We start from the raw sequence: 24,464 nt of genomic DNA on the forward strand, positions 1-24,464 counted from the left end.
AAAAACAGGTTGCTTTTATGAAATTCAATTTTATACAACAGGATTATTTCTAATTGATGAAATTTACATCGAAAAAAGCTTTAAACTTTGTAACTTTGAGCTTCTTAATTGTTAAACTTCAAACAAAATATAATGAGTCAGGAAATAAGAAATCTGGAACCAAAAGCACTTTGGAACAAATTTGCAGATTTAAATGCTGTTCCGCGCCCTTCTAAGAAAGAAGAACGTGTAATCGAGTTCATGAAAAACTTTGGAAACAGCTTAGGTTTAGAGACTTTCGAAGACGAAATCCGAAATGTAATTATTAGAAAACCCGCAACTCCGGGAATGGAAAATCGCAAACCAATCGTTATGCAGGGTCATCTTGATATGGTACACCAAAAAAATGCCGATACGGTTTTTGATTTTGATACCCAGGGAATTGATATGTATGTTGATGGAGACTGGGTTCGCGCCCGCGGTACCACGCTGGGTGCAGATAATGGATTAGGTGTGGCAACAATTATGGCTGTTTTAGAAAGTAAAGATATTCCCCATCCTGCAATCGAAGCTTTATTTACAATTGACGAAGAAACAGGAATGACCGGCGCTTTAAACTTAAAAGGAGGAATTTTGCAAGGTCAGATTTTATTGAATCTTGATACTGAGGAAGATGATGAAATTGATATTGGATGTGCCGGAGGAATTGATGTAACAGCAACAAGAACTTATAATGAAGAAGAAGTTCCGGAGGGATCTGTTGGATATGTTATTACTGTAAAAGGCTTAAACGGAGGACATTCAGGAATGGATATTCACAAAGGTTTAGGAAATGCTAACAAAATCATGAATCGTTTATTATTTGATGGTTTTGAAAATTTTGGTTTACAAATAGCAGAAATCAACGGAGGAAGTCTTAGAAATGCTATTCCCAGAGAAAGCACTGCTAAAGTGATTATTTCGCAGATGTTTGATGAGGCTTATGTATATGATATGCAGGAGATTATTTCTGACATCAAAGCAGAATATAAAACCACAGAACCAAACTTATCCATCGAAATCATAAAAACAGACCTGCCTGAAAAAATAATGGATCTTGGCGTTCAGGAAGGAATTATCAGAGCAATTTATGCTGCTCAAAACGGAGTTTACAGAATGAGTGCTGATATGGCTGATTTAGTTGAAACTTCAAATAATATTGCCTGTGTTGTTGTTAAAGACGGAGAAATTCTGGTAGGATGTTTAACGCGTTCTTCTGTAGAATCTTCAAAATTTGATTTGGCTAATTCTCTTCGTTCTGCTTTTGAATTAGTGGGATGCGAGGTTGAACTTTCCGGTTCTTATCCGGGATGGACACCAAATGTAAACTCTGAAATACTAGAGGTTTTAAAAGATATTTACGAAAAACAAAACGGCGAACAGCCAAAAGTGGTAGCCTGTCACGCTGGATTAGAGTGTGGAATTTTAGGAACAAATTATCCAGAGATGGATATGATTTCTTTTGGACCAACTATTCACGGAGCGCATTCTCCAGATGAAAGAGCAAGTATTTCATCTGCACAAAAATATTGGAAATTTGTATTGGAAATTCTTTCGAATATACCGGTAAAATAGTTTACAGTCTCAGTTTACAGTCACAGTTATCAGTTTACTGAAAACTGTGACTGCGACTGAAAATTTAATTACGTTTCAGTACCTTATATTGTTCGTAACAACCGCTTATCGCGTCCAGGATTTGTAAATCATTAGCACTCTGTATAAAAGCATCAGAGTAGTTGCAGCGATGCATGATTTCAGGAATTTCATCTTTGCTTATTCCTAACAATACTGCTATGGTTTCGCGATCGTATTTCGTTTCTAAAAGATTCCTGATGGTATCGTCCTTCTTCATGTCCTTAAGCTTTTTAAGTTCCCTGCTGTTTTTGCCAAAGAAATTATAAAGCATATCTGCAGGATTGAAAATAGAACCCAAAACTTTTCCGAAAGCATTTGGAGAGTATTCTCCCGCTTCATAACCTTGTGTAAGACCGGAAATACTGTATCGGTAGTTTTCTTTTGTTGGAATTAATTTAGAATCAATTTCGAGATAACCTGTTAAATTAAAGGGAGCAATAACAACTTCTTCAAGTGCAATGGCTTTTTCAGTAAGCTGAATTCGGGTTACTTTATTTTTAATCCAGTCATTTGTTACTCTAATTCTTAAGGATTGAAATCCTAAAAGAGAGAAATGTATGGTGTCATTAGGCTGTACGTCAATTTCAAAATATCCTTTTGAATCAGATTTAGCACCGCGTACTTTGTTGGTGTTAATAATATTTACGTTTGGAAGAGGCTGTTTACTATCATCGTTTATAATATAACCTGAAACTCTTTGCGGGGCTGTTGATTCAGCATCTTGCGCAAAACTTACAGCAGAGAATAGTAAAAAAAAGAAAACTGCGAAATATTTCATATCCTGATTTAAAGCACTAAAAGTAGTAAATCAAGATTAAATATTTCGCAGTCTTCGAATATAATTATCAGAAAATTAACAAAGGCAGCAGTGCCGCTTTTAGTATTTAAATAAAAAGGAACAAAGAAGATTGAGTTATGTTGTTTGAGATGATATAATTATTAATAGAACGCCTGATTTTAGCCTATAAGAAAAAATCCCAAATTCCAATTATGTCTGGAATTTGGGATTTTGTATTTTAAGATATTAAATTCTTAATCTCTTCTTGGTCTTCTAGGTCTTGGTGAATCACCAAAGCTTTCAGAACGTCTTGGAGCTCTGTCAGAACTTCCTTCGTTTCTTCTGAAACCTCCTTCTCTTGGAGCAGAATTTCTGTCGCTTCTAAAACCTCCGCCAGAACCTTCACGTCTTGGAGCAGCGTTTCTGTCGCTTCTAAATCCATTTCCTCCGCCAGAACCTTCACGTCTTGGAGCAAAGTTTCCTTCTCTTCTTGGTCCAGAGCTTCTTCCGCCGCCACGGTTGTTGTGATCGCGTCTTCCGCCTCCGTCATTTTTAGAAATTTCAACATTAATACGACGTCCTTCTAACTGAACGTTGTTTAAAATATCCATTACTTTATCAGTATGTTCAGGATCAGTATTAAAGAAAGAGAAACCTTCTTTAACATCAACTTTGAAAACGTCGTCACGACCTAAGTCTAAAGTTTCTTTCAGATAATCTTTTAAAGACATCCAGTCAAAATTATCTCTTGAACCGATGTTTACAAAGTAACGAACTGCTCCGTTATTGTTGAATTCTCTTGGCTCAGAATCACCTCTTTCACGTCTTTCTCCAGAAGATTGAGTAGAAATATCTCTGTTCTTTTTGTAGTAAGTAATGAAACGGTTAAACTCTACAGAAACCATTTTCTTAATCAATTCTTCTTTAGATAAATCTTCAAGAACATTGTTGATAGCTGGTAAATAGTTGTCAATTTCGTGGTCAACCTCAGTATCTTTAATCTTATTGGCTAAGTGCAATAACTGAATTTCGCAGATTTCTATTCCTGATGGAATTGTTTTTTCTTCGAATTTTTGTTTAATAATTCTCTCGATAGAAGAAATTTTACGTAACTCACTTTTTGTAACGATTACAATAGAAGTTCCTAATTTTCCGGCTCTACCAGTACGACCAGAACGGTGGTTGTAAGTTTCAATTTCATCAGGTAATTGATAGTTTACAACGTGTGTTACGTTATCAACGTCAATACCACGTGCAGCAACATCAGTTGCAACAAGCATTTGGATTTGTCTTCCACGGAAAGATTTCATTACACCATCACGCTGCGCCTGAGATAAATCTCCGTGTAACGCAGCAGCGCTATATCCATCTTCAATTAATTTCTCAGCGATAGCTTGCGTGTCTCTTTTTGTACGACAGAAAACCACAGAGAAAATGTCCGGATTAGCATCAGCTAAACGTTTTAGGGCTTCATAACGATCACGCGCATTTACCAAGTAAAATTCGTGAGAAACTGTAGACGAACCTGAGTTTTTTGTTCCAACAGTAATCTCAACAGGGTCACTCATAAATTGTTTTGCAATTCTTGCAACTTCCTGTGGCATTGTTGCAGAGAACAACCATGTGCTTTTTTCGTCTGGAGTATCTGATAAAATAGATACGATATCATCATAAAATCCCATGTTTAACATTTCGTCAGCCTCATCCAGAATACAGTAATCTATATTCTTAATGTTTACTAAACCTCTGTTAATCATGTCTTGCATTCTTCCCGGAGTAGCTACAATAATTTGTGCTCCTCTCTTTATTTCTCTTGCCTGCTCTGTAATACTAGCCCCGCCGTAAACTGCTACCACATTAATACCTTTTTCGTATTTTGAGTAGTTTTTAAGTTCGTTAGTAATCTGTAAACAAAGCTCGCGTGTTGGCGATAAAACTAATGCTTGTGTATTTCTGTTGTCGGCATCAATTTTTTGAATTAGCGGAAAACCGAAAGCTGCCGTTTTCCCTGTCCCTGTTTGAGCCAACGCAACCATATCCGTGTCTTTTTCCAATAATAGGGGAATCGCCTTTTCCTGTACCTCTGACGGATTTTCAAATCCTAGATCTAAAATCGCCTTCAGTAACGATTCATTCAATCCTAATTGTTCAAATTTATTCATATGTGTTTTTAAAATAGGGTGCAAAATTACTGTTAATTATTCAGATATGCTAATGCAATTTTAAGATTTATGGATTTGTTATGATTTGATTTTCAAAAAGTTATCTTTAGTGTGAAATCATTTAATAAAGAAATAGAAAAAAATACGTCGTGAAATATCAATTTTGCCCGCTAAAATGTTGTATTTTAAACAATTATTTTCTTGTATTCAGGAAATCAATAAGTTGCTCAGTTGCTTTTCCCCGATGACTGATTTTATTTTTTATTTCTGCAGATAATTCAGCAAAAGTTTCCTTATAATTTTCAGGCTGAAAAACAGGATCGTATCCAAAACCATGATTTCCGGTTTTATTAAAAGTAATTTTTCCTTTTGCCAGACCGGTAAAAAGATGTTGTTTTCCTTCTAAGTTTAAGGCAATAACGGTCTTGAACTGTGCACTGCGGTTTTCTTCGTCTTTTAAAGCTTCCAAAAGTTTATTCATATTATCATCTGCATTTTTTTGTTCGCCTGCGTACCGTGCAGAATAAACTCCCGGTTCTCCTTTTAAAGCTTCAACTTCCAGTCCGGTATCATCGGCAAAACAATCATAACCGTAATTCTCCGTTACATAATTGGCTTTCAAAATAGCATTGCCTTCAATTGTGTCTGCCGTTTCAGGAATATCTTCATGACAGCCAATATCTTCCAGACTTAGCAATTGAATTGATCCGTTAAGGATGCTTTGAATTTCTCTGATTTTATTTTGATTATTTGAAGCGAAAACGAGTTTCATAAAATTGTATTTAGATGAACAGGATTAATTTTAAACACAAATTTAGAATTCTTATATTTGATATACAGCCTAAAAATAAAATAAATGCAATTATCAGTTCTTTACAAAAAAATACTTCCGTTTGTAAAACCGTACAGAAAAATGGTAATTGCAACATTGCTGCTTACATTTTTAGGTTCGTTTGCAGCGCAGGTAAATGCCTTAATTTTAAAATATACTGTCGATACTATCAATAATTTAATGGTTGCGCACGAGCCGTTGTCAAAAGGATTTCATTTATTAGGCATTATCAGTCTTGTGCTGCTTTCTAAAGAGCTGGTGAATTCATTAGTGCAGTTTGGACAGAAATTTTACGGCGAAAAACTCCGCATTTTTATAACACGGGATATTTCTCAGACCATTGTAGAAAAAATTCTAAGCTACCGAATGGAATTTTATACTTCTGATGAAAACGAAAGCGGAAAACTTCAAACAAGAATCGATCTCGGAATTAGCAGTCTGACCCGACTTGTTCAAAATTTCTTTATTGATATTCTGCCCTTGTTTGCCAATGCTTTTGTTGCATTAGTAATTATGTTTTATGCCAATGTTTATGTTGGTTTAGTGAGTTTATGCATTATTCCGATTTATTTTTATATCAGTCAGCTGCAAGCTGCAAAACTAAGCGGATTTAGAAGAAGAATGCGCAATTATCGTGAAACCAAAAACAACGGAATCATCAGTTTGATAGAGTCTATAACGGTTATTAAATCCTTTGTTCGCGAATCTACAGAAGCAGATCGTCATGAAAAGATTCAGTACGAAATGACCGAAAATCAGCTCGAGACCAGAAAAACCAGTTTTATTTTTGAAAGTATCAAAAGTTTTGTTGAACAGATTGGCGTCGTCATTATTATTATTTTGACGGCTTATTTTGTTTTAAATAACCAAATGACAATTGGTGCCATACTATTTCATGTTATGTTGTTTAACAACGTTTCGTCGCCAATTAGGCAGCTGCACAGGATTTATGATGAAGTAAACGATGCTTTAATTTATTCTGAAGGCTTTTTTGATATTCTGGAATCAGAACAGGAAATCGAAACTACAGGAGATTTTATTCCGGAAAAAATAGTGGGATTAATAGAAGTAAAAAATGTAGATTTTGTTTATCCAAACGGAACTCAGGCACTTTACGATATTAATTTTACCGTAAAACCTAATGAAACGACAGCTTTAGTCGGGTTAAGCGGCGCCGGAAAAAGTACGATAATTAATCTGCTTGATAAATTTTATCAGCCTTCAGCGGGCCAGATTTTTTTAGACGGAATTGATCTGGCAGATTACAGTACAGATTTTTTACGCAAAAATATTGGATTAGTGCTTCAGAAAAACCATATTTTCAAAGGTACAATTGCTGAAAATATTTTATACGGAAATCCAAAAGCGTCAGAATCTGAAGTTGTTGAAGCAGCTAAACAAGCTTATATTCACGAACAGATTATTCAGCTTCCAAAAGGTTACGATTCAGATGCTCATTTGCTTTCAGGCGGCCAGCAGCAGCGAATTGCTATTGCAAGATTGTTTTTAAAAAATCCGCCGATAATCTTTTTAGATGAACCAACTGCCAGTTTAGACGCCATTGCTACAGAACAAATTAAAAAATCGCTCGATGCCATCAAAAAAGACAGAACTGTAATTATTATTTCGCATAGCATTTCTCAAATTATAGATGCGTCGAATATTATAGTTTTAGAAAAGGGCAGATGTGTTGAAAAAGGAACACATGATGAATTGTATGATAATAAAGGAGCTTATTATCAAATATTTATGGCAATGGCAAACAGTTTAAATATTGAAAAAATCACACAGACTTTTGATTAAAACGATTCAGAATTATTTTTTCAATAATAAAAGCAAAAGTAATCCCTAACGTGTAAGCCAAAATATCAGACCATAAAAATCCCTGGCCTAAAACATATCTTCCAAAAAGTGTTTTTCTAAGTTCAATAATCCATTCACCCTGATAAAGTTGTAAAAATTCGATTCCGTAACAAATTAATAAAGAGAATAAAACTATTAGAAAAGCTTTTTTAAGAGGGAAAAATATGCGAACCAGACAATAAATCATAACTGCATATAGAAAATCGCCAGCCCACAAGGGAATAAATGAATTTTTTCTCGAAAGGATTCCAATAAAAATAACACAGAGAAATAAAATAAAATACTGGATTCTGGATTTGTTCAAAGTTTTGGTTTTTAGTTAAAGCAAATTTATGCTAAATCTTTTATTTGTGTTTGTCATTCCTCCTTCGTCTGAATGACAAACGAAAGGTTCATCTGTAAAAAGGAGTGAAATAAAATACATTTTTAGGGAATGAAAAATACAAACACTAAATAAGATTACTTTATTTTATAAATTTATCAATTCAAAAAACTATTTATCTAAAAATAACCAAATGAATACAAAATTTTTTACTCTGATTACGGCTTTATTGCTTCTGGGAAATCAGGGTTATTCTCAAAAGAACAATTCTTTTAATGTTAAAAAACAGCTTGAGTACTGCGCTGAACAGGCTTCAAAAACATTAAAAGTAATTCCGGATGACGGAACTTCACCAAGAACAGTTCCAAATGGCAGTAAAGACTGGAAATTTGTTGGTTACAAAGACTGGACAAGCGGATTCTGGCCTGGAGAATTGTGGTTTTTATATGAAGCAACAAAAGATAAAAAATGGGAAAAAGAAGCAGATAAATTTACCCGGTTTTTAACGCCTTTATCAGTTAGTAAAGCTGCAGATCATGATTTAGGTTTTCAGGTTTTTAACAGCTTCGGAAACGGGTACAGACTGACTAAAAACCCGGAATATAAAGAAATTATCCTAAGAACAGCCGATACGCTGGCAACACTTTTTAATCCGAAAGTTGGAACAATTCAGTCGTGGCCTCATAATAAAATGGGCGGGCATAACACAATCATAGACAATATGATGAATTTAGAATTGTTGTTCTGGGCTTCTAAAAACGGAGGCAATAAAAAGCTGTATGATATTGCTGTAAAACATGCTGAAACAACGATGAATAATCATTTTAGACCAGATTATACTTCGTATCACGTTATTATTTATGACTTTGAAACCGGAAAGAAAATAAAAGGACAAACAGCTCAGGGTTATAGTGATGACAGCATGTGGGCACGCGGTCAGGCATGGGCGATTTATGGATTTACAATGGTTTACAGAGAAACAAAAGATCCTAAATTTTTAGATTTTGCACATAAACTGGCGAGGGTTTATTTGGATAAACTCACAACAGAAGATTTAGTTCCGTATTGGGATTTTAATTCGCCCGATATTCCAAATGCTCCAAGAGATGCTTCTGCGGCAGCGATTGTTTCTTCTGCACTTTTAGAATTAAGTTCTTATACAAAAGATAAAACGCTGAAAAATGAATATTTGACAAAATCTAAAAAAATGATTGTTTCGCTTTCAGAAAATTATCAGAGCCATGATGTAAATTCGGCTTTTTTACTGCATTCAACAGGTCATAAACCTGCCGGAAGCGAAATTGACTGTTCTATTAATTATGCAGATTATTATTATCTTGAAGCACTTTTAAGACTTCAAAAATTAAAATAACTTGAATTATGATTAAACAAATTGCACGGGTTTCATTTGCTGTTATTCTTTCAGTAATGCTGTTGAGTTGTAAAAACACAAAACAAAAACTTCAGGAATATGTAACGGCATATAATGCGGCGGCATCGACTTTTAAAGCTAAAGATGTTACGTTAACGACAGCAAGAGGTTATATAAACGATGATAAAATTGAATTAAGATTTGAAACAGGTTTAGCACAAAACCAAGCTAATAAGTCAGAAGCTGGTACTTCATTTCCTAAATTGTTAAAAGAAATGATCAATAAAAATCAGATTCCGAAAGAGCTCGTCGATGAAGGTGTACAGTTTGACGCTTATTTTCTTGCCGATGACAATACGGTTCTCGAAAAACAAATTATAAGCAAAGAAACTGTAACTGAATTGTTAAAATAAAATATTCAGATTTATAAAATTAGAAATCCTCTTTAACTGTTTAAAGGGGATTTTTTTATGTTATTAAGTTAATTCTTTTGTTTTATATTGAAGAGTAACTGATTTGTAGTCAAATAATTACATTTTAAACTTTTGCTATTTCATGTTGCTTTTGTGTTGAAAGTTTATTATGTTTGAGTTAAAAATAAACCAAAAACCTAAAAAATTATGAAAAAAATTACCCAAATCGCATTTGCTTTGGCTCTTGCATTATTGCTGGTAAGCTGTAAAAATACCAAGCAGAAAATTCAGGAACATGTAAGTACTTACAATAATTCATCTTCAATAAAAGGAAACGGAATTACAAGTACTTCTGCGAAAGCATTTTTAAATGATAATAAAATTGAAATCAGAATTGAAACCAATTTAGAAGGAGATGAAGCGAATAAGGCTGCCGCTGCCAATTCATTTCCGGAACTGTTAAGAGAAATGGTTAAAAACGATCAGATTTCATCAGAGTTAATTGGAGAAGGCGTAACATTTGATGTTTACTTCTTAGCCTACAATAATATTATTTTGGCCAAACAATCTGTTGGTAAAGAAGAATTAGCTGCTTTAGACGGAGCCGCTCAGGAAGGCAAGGAAACAGCAAAACTTTGATTTAAAAGAATTAAATAAAGTATTGAAAAATAGCCTCTTTGGTTTTACGAAGAGGCTATTTTATTTTCGTTAAGAAAAATAATTTCTTTTGGATTAATTCGAAATTAAATTATGTTTGTGTAAAAGTCTACTTAATAAAACCCTAAAACTATGATCAAAAAAATTACCCAAATCTCATGCATGATTGCTATTGCTTTGTTTTTAGTAAGCTGCAAAAACACCAAACAAAAAATTCAGGAATATGTTAATACCTTTAATAATTCGAGTGAACTTTTGCAGAATGATGTTATCAGCAGAGCAAGTGCAAAAGCGTTTTTAAACGAAAATAAAATCGAACTTAGATTCGATACTAATTTGGAACCAAACGAATCGAGTAAATCGATCTACAATCAAATGTTTCCAACTCTTTTGGGAGAAATATTAAAAAATGATGCCGCTTCTGTAGAATTAATAAGAGAAGGCGTTACGTTTGAAATGTTTTTTATTGCCAATAACAGCACAATACTTTCTGAATTGAAAGTAGATCAAAAAGAGCTGGATAATATATTGAAGAAAAGTAAAATGGTTGATATTGACAGAAAAGAGCTTTCCAGTTCTGGTATTAATCCTGAATTGCAGCAAATGCTTTCGATTATGAACCAAAATATGCCAATTACAAATGAAGACGGAACAAAAATCCTGAAAATAGAAATTAGTAATAAAAACGAACTGGTTTATAAAATTGAAGTTCCGAAACAATACTCTGAATTGCTTAAAGGAGAAGGAGCAAAGGTTTTAATGAAAGAAAATATCTTAAGAAGCAGTGATTTAAAAACTATTTTGGGATCCATTCAGCGTTATAATATTACGACGATAAAATACATTTACAGCGATGCTAAAGGCAATCTTGTAAATGACATTATTTTGACTGAAAAAGACCTGAAATAATGAGTGAAACACCAACGTGGAGAACCGCATTGAGTATTTTGTCTGTTATAATTTTAGGAGCCAGATTACTCTTTACCTGTTCGGATATGAACCGGTCCAGGTCTGCAAATCCGGATCCGGTAATGGAAAGTTTCCGGGAATCTCAGCAAGCCATGAAAGAGAATTTAAGGCGTCAGCAGGAAATTTTAAGAAAAGCATCGAATAATATTTTATACACTAATTATGAAAAATTAGACAGTTTATCTCCTGTCCAAAAAGAGAGTTTTGGTCTTGAAAAACTGGACAAAGATTCATTAGTTTATATTGCGCTCGATACTCAGATAAAAATACCAAAGAAATTTTATCTTCAAAACAGCCACGATGATTCGCTGCGTCTGGCATTTAAATCACCAGATAATATGAATGTTTTTATTCATGATTTTGAATCGAAAGATGAAATTGAGCCAAGCTTTAAAACCTTAAAAAGTACCAGTAATCTGCAGAAATTTAAGGTAGTAAACACTATTGGAACCGTTAAGGCAGTTTCTTATAAAATAACCAAAGATGATAAAAGATATAATGGTTATGCGCTTTGTTTTAAAAGTGACGGTTTCCTTAATTTCTACGAATTCGAAAGCGATAAACTTTCTGTTGATAAATTAAAAGGAAGAGCTATAGAATTCTTTTCTCAAAATATGAAAGAGAAAAAATAATTATAATTTAAGATAAAAAAGCCTCTTTGTGAATTCAAAGAGGCTTTTGTTTTAATTGCTTTTTGTAACGTTTGTTAAGTTATCCGGAAAGTACAATTCAGATAAATTGGTGAATTCGTCTCCACGCATAAAAATATTAATATCAACATCTGCAAATGATGTTTTCCCGGCCGCAGCCAAAAGTTCGTTTGCGGAGTGAAGTGTGTTTTTATGGAAATGGTAAACACGATCTGATTTGTCTGTTACCACCAAACCTTTCATCAGCATTTTGTTTTGAGTAGCAACGCCTGTTGGACATTCGTTATTATGACAGCGAAGTGCCTGAATGCATCCAAGTGAGAACATAAAACCCCGGGCACTGTTACACATATCGGCACCTAAAGCGACTGCATGCAGAATGGAATATCCTGAAATAATTTTTCCGCTTCCAATAATTCTTATTTTATCACGAATGTTTAAACTAATTAAAGTTTTATTTACGAAAATCAACGCAGGTTCAAAAGGCATACCAACTCCGTCAGCAAATTCAAGAGGCGCAGCTCCTGTTCCGCCTTCAGCGCCGTCAACCGTAATAAAGTCAGGATAAATATCTTCTGTGATCATTTCCTGGCAGATAGCTTCAAATTCTGCAGTGTTTCCAATACATAATTTAAAACCAATTGGTTTTCCGTTTGAAAGATCACGTAATTGTTTGATAAAATGAACAAGTCCTTTTGCATCAGAAAAGGCATGATGTCCCGGAGGAGAAAGAATCATGGTGTGCGGTTCAACGCCTCTGATTTTTGCAATTTGTTCTGTGTTTTTTGCTGCCGGAAGCACACCGCCATGTCCTGGTTTTGCACCTTGCGAAAGCTTAATTTCGATCATTTTAACGTTGGGAAGATTGGCTTTTTCAGAGAATTTTTCAGGACTGAAATTTCCTTCTGCATCGCGGCATCCAAAATATCCTGTTCCAATCTGCCAGGTAATATCTCCGCCGCCGGCAAGGTGAAATTCGGTTAAACCGCCTTCTCCGGTATTTTGATAAAAATTTCCTTTTTTGGCCCCAATATTTATGGCACGAACCGCATTTTCGCTCAAGGAACCAAAACTCATCGCCGAAACATTAAATAAAGAAGCATTGTAAGGCTGTTTACAGTCTTTACCGCCTACCAAAACACGAGGCAGTTCTTCATTGACTTTTGCCGGAAAAATAGAATGTTTTATTCCTTCGTAACTATCGTTGTTTAAATTTTGCTGTGTTCCGAAAGGTGTACTCGAATCAATATTTTTTGCTCTTTGATAAACAAGAGAGCGCTGGTTTCTTGAAAATGGTTTTCCGTCAGTAGATCGTTCTATGAAATACTGCTGAATTTCCGGAGCGATCATCTCAAACAAATATCTGAAATAACCCAAAACCGGAAAGTTCCTTAAAATAGCATGCTTTTTTTGAGAAGCATTGTAAGCTCCGATAATCAATAAAAGTGGAATAATAAAAACAAGCAGATAGCCGCGGCCTGTGTAAAAATAAATTGCAAGAACAATTACAAACAATAAGAATCCGTAAATAAAGAATTTTTTTCTCATGTTTTTAAATAATAATAAAATAATAAATTAATTCAACCGTAGTCTGACATAGACATGTTTAATACCTTTTTTATCAGATTCCCTTTCGTCAATTTCGAGAATATCGGTTAATGATTTTAACATTGGAGTAAGCTTCGAATAGCCGTAATTTCTTGGATCAAATTCTGGCTTTTTCTTAACAATCAAATTGCCCACATCGCCTAAAAATGCCCATCCGTCATCATCTTCAATGTCTTCAATTGTGGTTTCGATAAGGTCAATTGTTTGTTTGTCAACTTTATGAAGCGCTTTTTCAGCAGGTTTTTCGATTGGTTTTTTATCTGCAGCGGTTACTTTCGGTTTTTTCTTCTTTTGGGTTGCTCCGTCCAGGACCTCAATATAAATAAACCTGTCGCATGCCACTATAAAAGAGCTTGGGGTTTTCTTTTCGCCAATCCCAATTACTTTCATACCGGATTCGCGAAGACGAATTGCCAGACGTGTAAAATCACTATCACTGGAAACAATGCAAAAACCGTCTAATTTTCCGGAATAAAGCAAATCCATGGCATCAATAATCAAAGCAGAATCGGAGGAATTTTTTCCAACAGTATAACTGTATTGCTGAATAGGCGTTATGGCATGTTCCAGTAAAACGCCTTTCCATCCATTGGCATTTGGCTTGGTCCAGTCTGCATAAATACGCTTTGTTGTTGGAGTTCCGAGCTTTGCAATTTCTTCCATCATACCTTTTACATTGCTATAGGGCACATTATCAGCATCAATAAGGACTGCCAATTTTAAATCTTTTGAGTTGCTTAAAGGCATTTTTCAGATATTAGAAATTAAGTACTTTCAAAGTTAAAATTAAAATTGGTTTTTATATGAATTTGATGACGAATAAGTGATTAAATCAATATTAATTATTTTGATTATAAATAAGTTTTACGGAGTAAAATAGAATTAAAGATGAGTTTATCTTTTATAAGAAGACTTGCTTTTTTTGAGAAAAATTAATTGAAATCAGTTTTTTTTTAAGAACTACTTGCAGCAATGCTTACCAACGCAATTTTAGAACGGCTTGCTGCGGATGTAAATCAGGAGATTCCTTTCTGAAAATATTTTATAATTAACCTCTGTAATAAATAAGGTTTTTTACATGCTAAATTAAATTTTTCCTGCTTCCTTATTTATGACTTCGATTGTTTTTTCATTATTAACTCCTAAACCTTCCTGCTGAAAAATCAATTCTCCTTCGGGATTAAAAACACTTATAATATTAGAATGTGAAAAATCCATAGGAGATATTTTTTTATAATTTACCGCCAGGACAGCCGCAAATTCACGAGTATTTTCTTCTGATGAACGAAGAAAAATCCACGGTTCCTGATTCATTTTATTTTCAATAGCAAAAGATTTTAATTTTTTCGGAGTATCTGTATTTGGATCAATGCTTACTAAAATTAGTTTTACGTGCTGTTTTGTTTTTACTTCCAGTTTTGATTCGATATCACGCATGTCGGCTACTAATCTTGGGCAGGCTGATTTACAGCTGGTGTAAATCATAACCATAACTAAAACATTTCCTCTCAGGCTTTTCAATTCAATATCTTTTCCGTCCTGAGTTGTCCATTTTGAAGGAAGATTATAAATAGATAAATCGCTGATTTTTTTATTAATGTCTGGTTTGTTTCCTTTATCTGCATCCTTACAGCCGTAAAATGAGAATAGAAGAAGAAAAGCGATTGCTGTTTTTTTCATTGTAATTTAAATTAGATTTTCGGTTTCGATGTACTGGCGCATCTAAAGCCAAGGTTTCGGGTGGAATATTGTGCTTTTAAACTTCCTCTGAAGGCGTAACGCATAAAAGCCGCATAATCCATTAAATCGGAGGCATTTACAGAGGCACTTCCGCAAAAAAGATTTTTATCACTGCTTTTATCTTTTCTGGACTCTCCTGATAAAAAAATGCTGTTGAAATCTGATGTCCATTCCCAGACTAAACCATGCATATCGTAAACTCCCCAATAATTTTTGAACGTTTTTCCAATTTCATTTTCATACGTTCTGGATTTCTCGTACCAGGATAAAATGTATTGGTTGAATTCTTTTTTAGTTCTGGCGTCAATTTTTTTTGTGTCTGCCATTGCCACATACTCCCATTCATCCATTGTCGCTAAGCGTTTTCCTTCGCATTCACAGTATTTTTTTGCTGCAAACCACGAAATACCGGTTACAGGTGAATTGGGTTTTGCATTTCCAAAGTCAAAATTATTTTTCCAATAAGAGAGGTAGCTTTTGTCTGCAAAAATTCCTTTAATTTTTGATTTTTGGTAAGAAGGATTTCTTTTGACAAAATCTAAAAACTCACAATTAGTTACAGGGTAAGTGTCTATATAAAAAGATTTTACTATGACAGGTTTTTTAGAAACAGCTCCATAAAGAGGGACAAAAGATCCCTCTTTTATGAATGCCATTTCTGTTTCCTGCGCCTTCATGACACTAAACACAGAGAAAAAGAAAATTGTAAATATGAAAATGTGTTTTTTCATGCTGATGCTGTAAGTGTTATCGCAGCGCTTTTACCATTTCTGGTGTAATTTCCGTTTTATTATTTCCCCAGCTGCTGTAGATATAAGTTAGGACATTTGCTATTTCATCATCAGACAGATTTTGAGCAGGCATAACATTATTGTATTTTTTGCCATTAACTGTTACTTCGCCCGTTAAGCCGTTCAGAATTGTTTTTATAGCCCTTTGAGAATCCTTATTTAAATAATCGGATTTTGCCAAAGGAGGAAAAGTATTTGGAATTCCTTGTCCTTCAGATTGATGACAGGCGAAACAAGTGGTTCCGAAAATTTGCTTTCCAATTTTTACTTTTTCTTCTGATGTTCGTTTCGGAGTTTGTGTTTTTGCTGAGGTTCCCGGCATTTTCTGAATTGTTCCTCCTTCTGGTAAATAAATACCTTCCTGAATCGTTCCTGAGTAAATGTTTTTGTTTTCTTTTCCCTCTACTTTCAGCATTCCCAAAGCCCCTTTATTAAATGCTCTAAAAATAGAGTGATCGACCAAAATGAAAGTACCCGGAGTTTCTACTTTGAAATCAACAATTGCAGCGCCGCCGGCAGGAATTAAAGTAGTTTGTACATTTTTATTGATAGCACTTCCGCCTTCAATGTGTACGGTATCGAAGATTTCGCCAATAACATGAAAAGAAGAAACCATGTTTGGTCCGCCGTTTCCAACAAATAAACGAACAGTTTCGCCCACTTTTGCTGTTAATTCATTTCCGTTAGTTAACGAACCCACTTTCCCATTAAAAACTACGTAATCCGGAGTCTCTTTTACAGCTTTGTTCATATCAAACGGCTGAAGACCTTTTGCGCCATATTCACCCTGAGTGTAAAAATCACCCTGCATTACATAATATTCTTTATCAACAGGAGGAAGTCCGCCTTCAGGTTCAACCAAAATCAAGCCGTACATACCATTTGCAATGTGCATTCCAACGGGAGCAGTTGCACAATGGTAAACATATAATCCAGGATTAATCACTTTAAAACTAAATACTTTTTCATGTCCCGGTGCCACAAGTGAAGAAGTTGCGCCGCCGCCCGGTCCTGTTACAGCATGTAAATCGATATTGTGCGGTAATTTATTGTCAGGATGATTTTTTAAGTGAAATTCGACTTCGTCACCTACACGTGTTCTAATAAAACTTCCAGGAACAGAACCTCCAAATGTCCAATAAGTATATTTTACTCCATCGGTCATTGTACCTTCCTGCTCTTTAATTTCCATGTTTAGTTTTAGTTTCATTGCCGGTCTGCTGCCAACAGGTTTCGGAACCATAGGCGGAGAGGTCAGTTCTGCATTCATTTCTCCATCCGTTTTGATTTCAGTGTAATTTACTGATTCTTCTTTTTTACAGCTTATTAAAAATAATAAGCTAAAAAGCATGCATAAAAACAGTTTCATTTTCAACTGGCTGTTATTTTTGTTTGTCATAATTATCTGGTTTTATAAGAGTTTAATTATGATCAAAAATAAAAGACTGCTTTGTCTTTAATTATGATAAAAATCATATTCAAATATTTTTCAGATGTATAATCTTATTAAATATTTCAAAATAAATTATTTTTAATAAAAATAAATGACTGTCTGCATTTTAAAATAATAATGTTTAATTTTGCTCGCTGATTGAGTTAAAAAATTACTACATATATTATGGTAAAAGATTTATTTGAAAGAATTCAGGACAATAAGGGACCTTTAGGAAAATGGGCTTCTCAGGCAGAAGGTTATTATGTTTTCCCAAAGTTAGAAGGAGAGTTGGGTCCTAGAATGACATTTCATGGAAAAAATATCCTAAACTGGAGTTTAAATGATTATTTAGGTCTGGCAAATCATCCGGAAGTTCGTAAAGCAGATACTGAAGCAGCAGCTCAGTTTGGTGCAGCGTACCCAATGGGAGCCCGTATGATGTCAGGACACACGACTTATCACGAACAATTAGAAAATGAACTTGCTTCTTTTGTAATGAAAGAATCAGCTTATTTATTGAATTTTGGTTATCAGGGAATGGTATCTATTATTGATGCCCTGGTTACTAAAAACGATATCATTGTTTACGACGTAGATTCGCATGCTTGTATTATTGATGGTGTTCGTCTGCATTTAGGTAAACGTTTTACCTACAAACACAATGATCTTGAAAGTATGGAAAAAAACCTGCAGCGTGCTACAAAAATGGCCGAAGAAACAGGCGGAGGTATTTTATTTATTACCGAAGGTGTTTTTGGAATGCGCGGGCAGCAGGGAAAATTAAAAGAAATTGCAGCATTGAAGAAAAAATACAATTTCCGTTTATTGGTAGATGATGCTCATGGTTTTGGTACACTTGGTAAAACTGGTGCCGGAGCAGGTGAGGAGCAGGGAGTACAAGACGATATTGATGTTTATTTCTCTACTTTTGCTAAATCAATGGCTAATATTGGTGCTTTCGTAGCAGCAGATAAAACGGTTATTGATTATTTAAAATACAATTTACGTTCTCAAATGTTTGCTAAAGCATTGCCAATGATCCAGACAATTGGTTCATTAAAACGTTTAGAGTTATTGCGTAATTCTTCTTCAATTAAAGATAAACTTTGGGAGAATGTAAACGCGCTTCAAAGCGGTCTCAAAGAAAAAGGATTTAATATTGGTGATACAAATACTTGTATTACACCAGTTTACTTAGAAGGAAGTATTCCAGAGGCAATGGTAATGGTAAATGATTTAAGAGAAAATTACGGTATTTTCCTTTCTATTGTTGTTTATCCGGTTATTCCAAAAGGAATTATTTTATTGAGAATGATTCCAACGGCTTCTCATACATTACATGATATTGAAGAAACATTAACTGCTTTTGAAGCTATACGCGAAAAATTAGTTAACGGAACATATAAAGAAATTGCAGAACGTACAACAGTAGACGTTTCGTAATGAAATTAAAATAGATTTCCTTAAGTGGAAATTATGTAAAAAAATCCATTTGTTATACGAATGGATTTTTTTTATTTAAGGTAACTTTATTTCTCAAATCACAAAATAAAAAAAGCATTATGAAAAAAGTATTAGCACTAACAACCTTAATTTTGACTGTATTGGTGTCCTGTAAAAAGGAAACAACTACTACTACAGAACCGGTACAAATCGCACCAAGTCCGCCTAAAGAAGCTCAGGTTGTTGAACCAGCCGGAGATCAATGTTACAGATGGACATCTAAAGGAAGTGTAATCGAGATGAGTTTTAATGTAAATTCTCATCAGGAAGTAAACGGTAAATTAAGTTATAATCTGGTAGGGAAAGATAAAAACGAAGGAACTCTGATTGGAAACATGAAAGGGGATACACTAATTGCCGATTATACTTTTATGTCTGAAGGAGTTTCCTCAGTAAGAGAAGTTGCTTTTTTGAAAAGAGAAAACACCTTTATTGAAGGATATGGAGATATTGTACAAGCCAATGATAAAGTAACTTTTAAAGATAAAACGAAACTTAAATTTGATCAGACAAGTACGCTGACCAAGGTAGATTGTAAAGTAGAATAATGAATTCTTATTATATAAAAAAATCCATTCGTTTTGGGGGCGAATGGATTTTTTTATGGTTACAAATACTTTAAATAGGTTTTTCTCTGACAGTGAATTATCGGATCAAAGTTTTTCCAAAGTAAGTGAATGGCTGTGTTTTCAGCTAATTCAGGAGTTCTGATACAATTTTGAATACCTTTTTCCGAGAAAGTTTTATAATATTCATCAAATATAATGGCGGTAACTCCTTTGTTCTGATAATCAGGATGAACTCCGATAAGATAAAAAACTACATCTTTACTTTTCTTTCTTGCTTTTAATAAATGAAGAAAACCAAACGGAAATAATTTTCCTTTTGCTTTTTGCAATGCTTCGGTAAAACTTGGCATAACAATACTAAAAGCAACTAAATTATCATCTTTATCTACAACAAACTTGATATATTCAGGATTGATAAAACTGATGTATTTCTTTTTAAAATATTCTTTTTGAACATCAGAAATGGCAACAAACGAAGCTAATTTGGCGTAGGTTTCATTAAACAAATCAAACATTTTGTCAACGTGCGGCATTATGTCTTTTGTTTTGGTAAAATTAAGCGCTCTCAGCTCATAACGTTTTTTAATTAAAGCCTGTGCTTTTAAAAAGAATTCAGGTTTTACATTTGAAAAAGGAAAAATACTTTCAATATATTCTTTTTCGATTTGAAAGCCTAATTGTTCAAAATGAGTTACATAATACGGATTGTTGTACCAGGTAATCATAGTTCCCACCTGATCAAAACCTTCTGTGAGAACCCCCACTTTATCTAAATTAGAAAAACCCATTGGTCCTTCTGCATGTTCCAGATTATGTTTTCTTCCTAATTCATAAACCTTTTCAAGAAGCGCTTTTGTAACTTCGATATCATCAATAACATCAAACCATCCAAAACGAACTTTTCTTTTGTGCTGATTATTGACTTCTGCCCAATTTATAATTGCGGTAATTCTGCCTGCAATTTTATTGTCTTTATAAGCGATGTAAAAATAAGCTTCAGCATTATCAAAAGCAGGATTTTTTGTTTTATCAAACGATTCTAATTCATCTGAAATAATAGGAGGAACCCAATATGGATTGTCCTTATAAAGTGAAAACGGAAATTTTATATATTCTGTTAGTTCTTTTTTGGTTTTGGCTTCTTTTATTGTAATCATTAAGGTGGTATTAGCTCCTTGTTTAAAGGTTGATTATTAAATTTATTCGTATTTTGCTTTACGTTTTCTTTCTTTTTCCTGATAATCTATATTCTCTTTATTATCAGAGTTTTTCTTTGCTTTGTCTTTGTTTTTGTTGGCAATTTGTTTCTCTTTATACCATCCGTCGTAACGCCAGGATAATCCAACGCCTCCGTAAAGAATAGAAGGTGTATTTTTAAAATTGGTACTTATAGAGGCATCAACCTGCATATTTGGAGAAAGCAAATAAGCCGCACCGCCGCGAACAATTGCATCGCTGTAAAAGTCGCTTTTATAACCTTGGTTTTCAACAAAGCCAGACCATTTATCATTAAATCCGTGGGTTAAAGTTAAAACGTAACCATAACTGGGATAATCAGTTCCTATATAATCTGCAATAATATTGGTAACGAAAACCCATCTCCCGCCGCCAAATAAATTTTGGGTCACTAAAGCAACTTTTGGAGAAATTGCACTCTCTGGCGAAAAATAATATGGATTATCAGCTCCAACGAAATTTGCTCCCGCAAAGACAGAAACGGCAGGAATCAATTCTCGCCATTGAAAACTATGATTGGCTTTATAACTGTAAATATTTGCTTCTTTTTTGTAGTTTTTATAAGGATCGTAAATGAGGTATTTTGCTCCTAAAACAGTTTGTCTGAAATTATTTTTTTTATAAGTGGTATACGGTGTATCAAAGTTTTCCATTTGGTACTGAACATCTAAAATAAATTCCAGCTGTTCCAGAAAAGCACCATATCTTACGCTTAAATCGGTTCCGAAACCCGTAGCGTCATATCCTAATAAATCGTGTTTTTCTTTAATGCCGTATACGCCAATTTCACCCTGAATTACCGATTTTCCAACTGCATAAGCAGACATTGTTTCGCCGGGACGATTCGAATTAATCACATCTGTGTATTGTGCAAAGAAAAATTGTGGTACAAAAAAGAGAGATGCAAAGAGTAAGTTTTTAATTTTCAACATAAATGTATTTTTTGATTAAAAGCTATAACGTATTTCAAATGTACTATATTTTATTATTTATTTAAGATTGATATTTTAATTTTAAACAACGGATTTACTAATTTTGGAAAAAAATTATATGATCATGCAAGAAGCATCTTTTACAAATTTGTTTAAAACGATAATGTGGATTATTGCGTTTTATTATATTTTTAAATTTTTGGCTCGAATCTTTTTGCCGGTATTGGTAAAAAAGGCTGTTGAAAAGGCAGGAGAGAATTTTCAGAGACAACAACAATACGGTCAGCATAATCCATGGCAGAATACTCGCAGCAATAATAACGACGAGATAATAATCAATACAGAAAATGCTAAAAAACCGCGCGAAACCAAAAAGGTGGGCGATTATGTTGATTACGAAGAAATAGATTAAGTTTGCATCCTAAAGTAAAGCAGGATTCATCATTTAACCAAACCAGCCAAAATTGAAAATAATAAATAAATTCTATCCGCACGCCCTTGTAATTCTGGGCTTTATTCTCGTTTCATTAATTTATTTTTATCCGGTTCTGCAGGGAAAACAAATTTTCCAGTCAGATATTGCACAATATACCGGAATGGCCAAAGAGCAAAATGACTTTAGAGCAGCAGAACATGCAGAGCCTTATTGGACAAACTCAGCTTTTGGCGGAATGCCGACGTATCAGTTAGGAGCCAACTATCCTAACGATGTTGTGGGGAAAATAGATGATGTTTTGCGTTTTTTACCGCGTCCGGCAGATTATTTATTTTTATATTTCTTAGGCTTTTATGGCTTGTTACTGGTTTTAAAAACAGATCCTTTAAAAGCTTTTATCGGCGCAGTTGCGTTTGGTTTTTCTACTTATTTAATTATTATTCTTGGCGTTGGACATAATGCAAAAGCACATGCAATTGCATATATGCCATTAGTCATAGCCGGATTTATACTCGTTTTTCAGAAAAAATATATCTGGGGAGGTTTACTCACCATGTTTGCGGTTGCCTTAGAAGTTAATGCAAACCACTTTCAAATGACCTATTATTTATTGATTTTCTTATTGATACTGTCAGGTTATTTTACTTTCACTTTTATAAAAAATAAAGAATATAAGCCTCTTTTAACGGCAATTGGAACTTTGGCTGTAGCCGGAATTTTTGCAATTGGGGCTAATGCCGGAAATTTATTGGCAACCAGTGAATATGCAAAGTTTAGTACACGAAGCAACAGCGAATTAACTTTTAATCCAGACGGAACTAAAAAAGAAAATGAAAACGCTTTAAGCCAAGAATATATTACGGAATACAGCTACGGAATTGCCGAAAGTTTTAACCTTATAGCTCCAAGGCTTTTTGGAGGTTCAAATCATGAAAATTTAGGGCCGGACAGCCGTATGTATTCTTTTGCGGTAGAGCAGGGAGCTTCTCCGTCACAGGCAGCAGAATATGCTTCTGGAGTACCAACATACTGGGGAGACCAGCCAATTGTGGCAGCCCCTGCTTATATTGGTATTGTTGTGTTTTTCCTGGCCGTTTTGGCATTGTTTATCGATGATAGAAAAATTAAATATGTTTTCCTTTCCGGAGCATTATTTTCATTAGTGCTTTCATGGGGAAAAAATTTCTCTTTATTAACTGACTTTTTTATTGATTACATACCTATGTACGATAAATTCAGGGCAGTATCATCGATTCAGGTAATTTTAGAATTATGTTTTCCTGTGCTTGCTGTTATGGGAATCCAATCTTTTTTTAAAGCAAAAGAAGAACCTAAATTACAGCAAAAAGCACTTATTCAAACCGGAGTTTTTGGATTGGGAGTTATTGTAATTTTAGTAATCGCAAAAGGGTTTTTCCACTTTACAGGAAGCAACGATGGTTATTACCTGCAAAATTATGGTGCAGCATTTGTTGATGCTCTTAAAGAAGACAGGATGTCTTTATATTCTGCAGATTTACTTCGTTCAGGATTTTTTATTGTAATAACATTTGGAACTTTATGGTTATTCATTAAAAATAAATTTTCGCAGACTACAACTTTAGTTGTTGTTGCTCTTTTAATGATTTTTGATTTGTTTTTTGTAGATAAAAAATACGTTTCAGCAAAAGATTTTGTGAGCCCGGTTCAAATTGCAGCTCCTTTTCAGGAAACACCTGCAGATGCTAAAATCTTAGGAGATACGACCCATTATAGAGTTTTTGAAGTAAATGGAAATATGTCAAGTGCAAGAGCTTCTTATTTTCATCATTCTATTGGAGGTTATCACGCTGCAAAACCAAGAAGAATGCAGCAGTTGTTTGATTACCAAATTGCAAAAAATAATTTGGAAGTGCTTAATATGTTGAATGTTAAGTATGTAATTCAAACTGATAAAGAAGGAAATGAAATCCCGACAATTAATCCGGATGCAAATGGAAATGCATGGTTTGTAAGCGCCGTAAAATTGGTAAATAAACCAGACGATGTGATGAAAGCGTTAGATCACATTGATACGAAACAAGTAGCAGTTTTTAATGTTCGTGAGCATGAAGGCAAATTTAGAAATGCCCGCATGAAAAAACAATGGGATACGACAGGAACGATTCAAGTAGTTCAGTACAAGCCAAATTACATTAAATACAAATCAGATAATTCAAAAGATGGTCTGGCCGTTTTCTCTGAAATTTATTATAAAAATGGCTGGAATGCTTATGTCGATGGTCAATTGACAGATCATTTCCCTGTTGATTATGTATTAAGAGCAATGGAAATTCCGGGTGGAAAACATACAATCGAATTTAAGTTTGAGCCTCAGGTTATTAAAACCGGAGGAACAATTAATTTGATTAGTTCAATTGGAATGTTTGTGCTTTTAATTGGCGGTGTTTACTTTGAGAGAAGAAAATCTAGTGAACAGTCGCAGTAATCAGTCTCAGTTTACAAATCTGTTGCAGATTCTATAAAGCTGATAATAACTTCTAAATTTGCACTTTAAAATAATA

Annotated in this window: 22 protein-coding genes; 11 read left to right on the top strand and 11 right to left on the bottom strand. The window is 34.1% G+C overall.

The window, feature by feature from the left end; genetic code table 11:
* Positions 1-132: 132 nt before the first annotated feature.
* A complete protein-coding gene (locus ASE21_RS09450) occupies positions 133-1,593 on the top strand; it encodes an aminoacyl-histidine dipeptidase (protein ID WP_057122397.1) in 1,461 nt (486 codons plus the stop codon).
* 64 nt (positions 1,594-1,657) lie between these two features.
* Here the strand turns inward: ASE21_RS09450 and ASE21_RS09455 are convergent, their stop codons facing one another.
* The 3 genes from ASE21_RS09455 to ASE21_RS09465 all read right to left on the bottom strand — a co-directional run bounded on the left by ASE21_RS09455 (position 1,658) and on the right by ASE21_RS09465 (position 5,365).
* Positions 1,658-2,431 (bottom strand): carboxypeptidase-like regulatory domain-containing protein, encoded by a 774-nt coding sequence (locus tag ASE21_RS09455; RefSeq protein ID WP_057122398.1) that lies wholly within the window; start codon positions 2,429-2,431, stop codon positions 1,658-1,660.
* 254 nt (positions 2,432-2,685) lie between these two features.
* Positions 2,686-4,593, bottom strand: coding sequence for a DEAD/DEAH box helicase (locus ASE21_RS09460; RefSeq protein ID WP_057122399.1), 1,908 nt, complete (start codon positions 4,591-4,593; stop codon positions 2,686-2,688).
* A 193-nt stretch (positions 4,594-4,786) separates the two neighbouring features.
* Positions 4,787-5,365 (bottom strand): non-canonical purine NTP diphosphatase, encoded by a 579-nt coding sequence (locus tag ASE21_RS09465; protein ID WP_057122400.1) that lies wholly within the window; start codon positions 5,363-5,365, stop codon positions 4,787-4,789.
* Positions 5,366-5,449: 84 nt separating this feature from the next.
* Here ASE21_RS09465 and ASE21_RS09470 point away from each other — a divergent pair, with 84 nt between their 5' ends.
* Positions 5,450-7,228 carry an ABC transporter ATP-binding protein gene (locus ASE21_RS09470; protein ID WP_057122401.1) on the top strand — a complete coding sequence of 593 codons (1,779 nt, stop codon included), beginning with the start codon at positions 5,450-5,452 and terminating at the stop codon, positions 7,226-7,228.
* Here the strand turns inward: ASE21_RS09470 and ASE21_RS09475 are convergent.
* Positions 7,209-7,592 (bottom strand): DUF2809 domain-containing protein, encoded by a 384-nt coding sequence (locus ASE21_RS09475; RefSeq protein ID WP_057122402.1) that lies wholly within the window; start codon positions 7,590-7,592, stop codon positions 7,209-7,211. The two genes, ASE21_RS09470 and ASE21_RS09475, sit on opposite strands and share 20 nt — an antisense overlap.
* A 211-nt stretch (positions 7,593-7,803) precedes the next feature.
* Between ASE21_RS09475 and ASE21_RS09480 the strand changes: the two genes are divergently transcribed.
* From ASE21_RS09480 to ASE21_RS09500, 5 genes are all read left to right on the top strand, one after another.
* Positions 7,804-8,982 carry a glycoside hydrolase family 88 protein gene (locus ASE21_RS09480; RefSeq protein ID WP_057122403.1) on the top strand — a complete coding sequence of 393 codons (1,179 nt, stop codon included), beginning with the start codon at positions 7,804-7,806 and terminating at the stop codon, positions 8,980-8,982.
* Between the two features lie 8 nt (positions 8,983-8,990).
* Positions 8,991-9,395 (top strand): hypothetical protein, encoded by a 405-nt coding sequence (locus tag ASE21_RS09485; protein ID WP_057122404.1) that lies wholly within the window; start codon positions 8,991-8,993, stop codon positions 9,393-9,395.
* Positions 9,396-9,602: 207 nt separating this feature from the next.
* On the top strand, positions 9,603-10,034 hold the full coding sequence (locus tag ASE21_RS09490; RefSeq protein ID WP_057122405.1) for a hypothetical protein: 432 nt from the start codon (positions 9,603-9,605) through the stop codon (positions 10,032-10,034).
* 150 nt (positions 10,035-10,184) lie between these two features.
* Positions 10,185-10,961 carry a hypothetical protein gene (locus tag ASE21_RS21945; RefSeq protein ID WP_199858505.1) on the top strand — a complete coding sequence of 259 codons (777 nt, stop codon included), beginning with the start codon at positions 10,185-10,187 and terminating at the stop codon, positions 10,959-10,961.
* Entirely contained in the window at positions 10,961-11,653 is a 693-nt protein-coding gene (locus ASE21_RS09500) for a hypothetical protein (protein ID WP_057122406.1), read from the top strand. The genes ASE21_RS21945 and ASE21_RS09500 overlap by 1 nt, the downstream gene beginning before the upstream one ends.
* Before the next feature lie 51 nt (positions 11,654-11,704).
* Here the strand turns inward: ASE21_RS09500 and ASE21_RS09505 are convergent, their stop codons facing one another.
* The 5 genes from ASE21_RS09505 to nirK form a co-directional block, all read right to left on the bottom strand.
* Positions 11,705-13,219, bottom strand: a complete 1,515-nt coding sequence (locus ASE21_RS09505) for an FMN-binding glutamate synthase family protein (protein WP_057122407.1) — start codon at positions 13,217-13,219, stop codon at positions 11,705-11,707.
* Positions 13,220-13,246: 27 nt separating this feature from the next.
* Positions 13,247-14,026, bottom strand: coding sequence for an NYN domain-containing protein (locus tag ASE21_RS09510; RefSeq protein WP_057122408.1), 780 nt, complete (start codon positions 14,024-14,026; stop codon positions 13,247-13,249).
* A gap of 339 nt (positions 14,027-14,365) precedes the next feature.
* Positions 14,366-14,959 carry an SCO family protein gene (locus tag ASE21_RS09515; RefSeq protein ID WP_057122409.1) on the bottom strand — a complete coding sequence of 198 codons (594 nt, stop codon included), beginning with the start codon at positions 14,957-14,959 and terminating at the stop codon, positions 14,366-14,368.
* 11 nt (positions 14,960-14,970) lie between these two features.
* Positions 14,971-15,750, bottom strand: coding sequence for a formylglycine-generating enzyme family protein (locus ASE21_RS09520; RefSeq protein ID WP_057122410.1), 780 nt, complete (start codon positions 15,748-15,750; stop codon positions 14,971-14,973).
* Positions 15,751-15,766: 16 nt separating this feature from the next.
* Positions 15,767-17,209 carry a copper-containing nitrite reductase gene (nirK, locus tag ASE21_RS09525; RefSeq protein ID WP_057122411.1) on the bottom strand — a complete coding sequence of 481 codons (1,443 nt, stop codon included), beginning with the start codon at positions 17,207-17,209 and terminating at the stop codon, positions 15,767-15,769.
* A 219-nt stretch (positions 17,210-17,428) separates the two neighbouring features.
* Between nirK and ASE21_RS09530 the strand changes: the two genes are divergently transcribed.
* The gene (locus ASE21_RS09530) at positions 17,429-18,688 is read left to right on the top strand and encodes an aminotransferase class I/II-fold pyridoxal phosphate-dependent enzyme (protein WP_057122412.1); all 1,260 of its coding nucleotides are present in this window, start codon (positions 17,429-17,431) and stop codon (positions 18,686-18,688) included.
* A 119-nt stretch (positions 18,689-18,807) separates the two neighbouring features.
* Positions 18,808-19,296 carry a hypothetical protein gene (locus tag ASE21_RS09535; protein ID WP_057122413.1) on the top strand — a complete coding sequence of 163 codons (489 nt, stop codon included), beginning with the start codon at positions 18,808-18,810 and terminating at the stop codon, positions 19,294-19,296.
* Positions 19,297-19,355: 59 nt separating this feature from the next.
* Here ASE21_RS09535 and ASE21_RS09540 read toward each other — a convergent pair whose 3' ends face one another.
* Together ASE21_RS09540 and ASE21_RS09545 are read right to left on the bottom strand one after the other, a co-directional pair.
* Positions 19,356-20,474, bottom strand: a complete 1,119-nt coding sequence (locus ASE21_RS09540) for a hypothetical protein (protein ID WP_057122414.1) — start codon at positions 20,472-20,474, stop codon at positions 19,356-19,358.
* A 42-nt stretch (positions 20,475-20,516) separates the two neighbouring features.
* Positions 20,517-21,485 carry a transporter gene (locus ASE21_RS09545; protein ID WP_057122415.1) on the bottom strand — a complete coding sequence of 323 codons (969 nt, stop codon included), beginning with the start codon at positions 21,483-21,485 and terminating at the stop codon, positions 20,517-20,519.
* Between the two features lie 124 nt (positions 21,486-21,609).
* Here ASE21_RS09545 and ASE21_RS09550 point away from each other — a divergent pair, with 124 nt between their 5' ends.
* Both ASE21_RS09550 and ASE21_RS09555 read left to right on the top strand, forming a co-directional pair.
* Positions 21,610-21,897 carry a DUF4834 family protein gene (locus tag ASE21_RS09550; RefSeq protein ID WP_057122416.1) on the top strand — a complete coding sequence of 96 codons (288 nt, stop codon included), beginning with the start codon at positions 21,610-21,612 and terminating at the stop codon, positions 21,895-21,897.
* A gap of 52 nt (positions 21,898-21,949) precedes the next feature.
* Positions 21,950-24,388 (top strand): YfhO family protein, encoded by a 2,439-nt coding sequence (locus ASE21_RS09555; RefSeq protein ID WP_057122417.1) that lies wholly within the window; start codon positions 21,950-21,952, stop codon positions 24,386-24,388.
* The last annotated feature ends 76 nt before the right edge of the window (positions 24,389-24,464 follow it).

The sequence above is a fragment of the Flavobacterium sp. Root901 genome, from assembly GCF_001429765.1.
GTDB lineage: Bacteria > Bacteroidota > Bacteroidia > Flavobacteriales > Flavobacteriaceae > Flavobacterium.